The 3,993-nt window shown below is 72.6% G+C and carries 4 protein-coding genes; all 4 read left to right on the forward strand.

Annotated features, from left to right (window positions below; all coding sequences use genetic code 11):
* Window positions 1–48: 48 nt before the first annotated feature.
* The 4 genes from trpC to lexA all read left to right on the forward strand — a co-directional run bounded on the left by trpC (window position 49) and on the right by lexA (window position 3,557).
* A complete protein-coding gene (trpC, locus tag CH341_RS19730) occupies window positions 49–867 on the forward strand; it encodes an indole-3-glycerol phosphate synthase TrpC (protein WP_111420697.1) in 819 nt (272 codons plus the stop codon).
* 21 nt (window positions 868–888) lie between these two features.
* On the forward strand, window positions 889–1,401 hold the full coding sequence (moaC, locus tag CH341_RS19735; protein ID WP_111420698.1) for a cyclic pyranopterin monophosphate synthase MoaC: 513 nt from the start codon (window positions 889–891) through the stop codon (window positions 1,399–1,401).
* Complete coding sequence (locus CH341_RS19740) at window positions 1,401–2,615, forward strand: molybdopterin molybdotransferase MoeA (RefSeq protein WP_111420699.1); 1,215 nt, start codon at window positions 1,401–1,403, stop codon at window positions 2,613–2,615. The genes moaC and CH341_RS19740 overlap by 1 nt, the downstream gene beginning before the upstream one ends.
* A 231-nt stretch (window positions 2,616–2,846) precedes the next feature.
* Complete coding sequence (gene lexA, locus CH341_RS19745) at window positions 2,847–3,557, forward strand: transcriptional repressor LexA (RefSeq protein WP_111420700.1); 711 nt, start codon at window positions 2,847–2,849, stop codon at window positions 3,555–3,557.
* Window positions 3,558–3,993: the final 436 nt, after the last annotated feature.

Below are 3,993 nucleotides of genomic sequence, written 5' to 3' on the forward strand. Positions count from 1 at the left end.
CGGGCTTTGCCCGCGCCCCGGAATGACTGAAGGGGACGGGTGAGCCCGATGGCCGACATCCTGCAGAAGATCGAAGCCTACAAGCGCACCGAGATCGCCGCGGCGAAGCGGGCGCATCCGCTCGCGGCGGTGGCCGAGATCGCCAAGGCGGCCTCTCCGCCGCGCGGTTTCCTGCGCGCCATCGAGCGGCGGCTGTCGCGCCACCAGCCGGCGCTGATCGCCGAGATCAAGAAGGCGAGCCCGTCGCGCGGCCTGATCCGGGCCGAGTTCGATCCGCCGGCGCTGGCCCGCGCCTACGAGACCGGTGGCGCGACCTGCCTGTCGGTGCTGACCGACGGCCCGAGCTTCCAGGGCCGTGGCGACCACCTGGTCGCGGCGCGCGCCGCCGCGGCGCTGCCGGTGCTGCGCAAGGACTTCCTCTACGACACCTACCAGGTGGTCGAGGCGCGGGCGCTCGGCGCCGACTGCATCCTGATCATCATGGCGGGCGTCGACGACGCCACGGCGCGCGACCTCGAGGAGGCGGCGACCGAGCACGGCATGGACGTGCTGGTGGAGGTCCATGACGAGGCCGAGCTGGAGCGCGCCCTGAAGCTGTCCTCGCGCCTGCTCGGCATCAACAACCGCGACCTCAAGACCTTCGAGACCCGGCTCGAGGTCGCCGAGCGCCTCGCGCCGCTGGTGCCGAAGGATCGCGTGCTGGTCGGCGAGAGCGGCATCTTCACGCCCGCCGACCTCGCCCGTCTCGCCCGCGTCGGCATCTCGACCTATCTGATCGGCGAGAGCCTGATGCGCCAGGCCGACGTGGCGGCGGCGACCCGCACCCTGCTCGGCCGCGGCGACGCGGCGGCCCCGGCGGCCGAATAACCCTTGCTCCTGGACACCCCCATGACGGACGAGCCGCAGCTCACCCACATCGGCGCGCGCGGCGAGGCCCGCATGGTCGACGTCTCCGACAAGGCCGTGACCAAGCGCGTCGCGGTCGCCGAAGGCCGCGTCGTGATGTCGGCGCAGACGCTCGACCTCGTGCTGCGCGGCGACGCCAAGAAGGGCGACGTGCTCGGCGTCGCCCGGGTCGCCGGCATCATGGCGGCCAAGAAGACGCACGAGCTGATCCCGCTCTGCCATCCGCTGATGATCACCAAGGCCGAGGTGGAGATCACGCCCGACACCGCCCTGCCCGGCCTGCGCGTCGTCGCGACCGTGCAGGTCGGCGGCCAGACCGGCGTCGAGATGGAGGCGCTGACCGCCGTCTCGGTCGCCTGCCTGACCATCTACGACATGGTCAAGGCGGTGGAGCGCGGCATGCGCATCGAGGGCGTGCGGCTCTTGGAGAAGCAGGGCGGCAAGTCCGGCCATTTCCGCGCCGACCCAGTCGTAACCGACGCCGGAGACGCCTGATGGCCGCGCCCCTGTCGGTCGCCGACGCGCTGTTTCGCGTGGTCGAGCACGCCGCCCCGCTGCCGGGCGAGAGCGCGCCGCTGGCGCAGGCCCACGGCCGCGTGCTGGCCGCCGATCTCGCCGCGCTGCGCACCCAGCCGCCTGACGACCTCTCGGCCATGGACGGCTATGCGGTGCGGGCCGCCGACGTGACGGCGCCGAATGCGCGGCTGACGGTGATCGGCGAGGTGCCGGCCGGCCGGCCGTTCGACGGCACGGTCGGGCCCGGCGAGGCGGCCCGCATCTTCACGGGCGGCGTGATGCCGGCCGGCGCCGACACCGTCGTGGTGCAGGAGAACGCGACCCGCGACGGCGACACCGTGGTGTTCGGGGCCGCCAGCCTGCCGGGCCGCCACGTCCGCCGCAAAGGCCGCGACTTCGCCGCCGGCTCGGTGCTGCTGCATCGCGGCCGAAAGTTGACGATGCGGGATCTCGCGCTCGCGGCGGCCATGAACCACCCGGCCGTGCCGGTGCATCGGCGGCCGCGCGTCGGCCTGCTCGCCACCGGCGACGAGCTGGTGCCGCCCGGCACCGAGCCCGGACCCGGCCGCATCGTCTACTCCAACGGCTTCGCCATCGGCGCGCTCGCCCGCAGCGAGGGGGCCGAGACGCTCGATCTCGGCATCGTGCCGGACCGGCTGGACGAGACCGTCGCGGCGATCCGACGCGCCCGCGCCGAGAAGGTCGACGTGCTGGTGACGACGGGCGGCGCCTCGGTCGGCGACTACGACCTGGTGCAGAAGGCGCTGGCCGCCGAGGGCATGGCGCTGGCGTTCTGGAAGATCGCCATGCGGCCGGGCCGGCCGCTGATGAGCGGGCGCCTCGGCGACATTCACGTGCTGGGCCTGCCCGGCAATCCGGTGTCGTCCTTCGTCACCGCGGTGCTGTTCCTGGTGCCGCTGCTGCGCCGCCTGCAGGGCCGCGACGATCTCTCGCTCGCCGACGAGGTCGCGGTTGCCGGCGCCGACCTGAAGCCCAACGACGAGCGCACCGACTATCTGCGCGCGACGCTCGCCAGCGACCCCGAGGGGCGGCTGGTGGCGACCCCGGTCACCGACCAGGATTCCTCGCTGCTCGCCCCGCTCGGCCTCGCCGGCGGGCTGCTGGTGCGCCCCCCGCACGCTCCGGCGGTGACGGCCGGCGGGCCGTGCCGGGTGATTCGCCTGCCGGCGTGAGCGACCGAGGCGCCCTGGGCCGTGCGGGGCGCCCGCCGGAGGCCCGGATCGACCTCCGATGGGCGCGGCGTTTCGCCGATTTCTTAGGCCTAACTGTTTCTCTGGGCGGTCCGTCGAGTTCTTCACTGGACATTAAAGGGTTGCGGAACACATATCGAACATATACGGTATGTTCATGATTTGTTTAGGCACGTCGGGTGAACTGCCCGAGCGAGCCCCGGGGGACGACGAATGCTGACGCGGAAGCAGTTCGAGCTGTTGCGGTTCATCCACGAGCGCCTGAAGGAAAGCGGCGTTCCGCCGTCCTTCGACGAGATGAAGGACGCGCTCGACCTGCGGTCCAAGTCCGGCATCCACCGGCTGATCACGGCGCTGGAGGAGCGCGGCTTCATCCGCCGCCTACCCAACCGGGCGCGCGCCATCGAGGTGATCAAGCTGCCCGAATCGGTCGGTCACGGGGTCGTCGCGGCGCAACGCGCGCGCGGCTTCACGCCGAGCGTCATCGAGGGCAATCTGGGCCGCGTCCGCCCCGCCCCGGTGCAGGAGGAGGATTCGGCCCGGCCCGTCGCCGTGCCGGTCATGGGCCGGATCGCCGCCGGCACCCCCATCGAGGCGATCCAGACCAAGAGCTCCATCGTCAACGTGCCGCCCGAGATGCTCAGCGCCGGCGACCATTTCGCCCTCGAGGTGCGTGGCGACTCGATGATCGAGGCCGGGATTCTCGACGGCGACATCGCGCTGATCCGCCGCTCCGAGAACGCCGAGACGGGCGACATCGTGGTGGCCCTGGTCGACGAGGAGGAGGCGACGCTCAAGCGCTTCCGCCGCCGCGGCGCCTCGATCGCGCTGGAGCCCGCCAACTCGTCCTACGAGGTGCGCATCCTTCCCCCCAACCGGGTGCGCATCCAGGGCAAGCTGGTCGGCCTGATGCGGCGGTACTGAGCCGGTCATCCGACCAAGAGCCGCGTGCGGGGTACTCCGCCGAGAGCCGCGCCGGGTGAGCCGCCGAGAGCCGCGGGCCGGGTGAGCCGCTGAGAGCCGCCGAGAGCGGCCGGCTCTCCCTCCGCCCTCGTCCTGAAGAGCCGCCGAAGGCGGCGTCTCGAAGGACGTGGCCCGCCGAGCTCGGCCGATCCCGACGTCCTATCGTCATGCCCAGGGCGGCTGACGCCGGCGTCGATCGCCGCATGGTTCGAGACACGCTCCTCGAGGAGCGCTCCTCACCACGAGGAGTCGGTGGGTGCGGCGACGATCCCCACGCCACCTAGGCCGCGCCCGGAGTCCGTGGCTGCGGTTCAGTCCGGATCGAGATCCTCGGTCGCGGGCGTCGCGTCCGGCGGCGGCGTACGGCCCTCCGGGCCGGCCGTGCCGGTGGCGGGCG

This window comes from Rhodoplanes roseus, from assembly GCF_003258865.1.
GTDB lineage: Bacteria > Pseudomonadota > Alphaproteobacteria > Rhizobiales > Xanthobacteraceae > Rhodoplanes > Rhodoplanes roseus.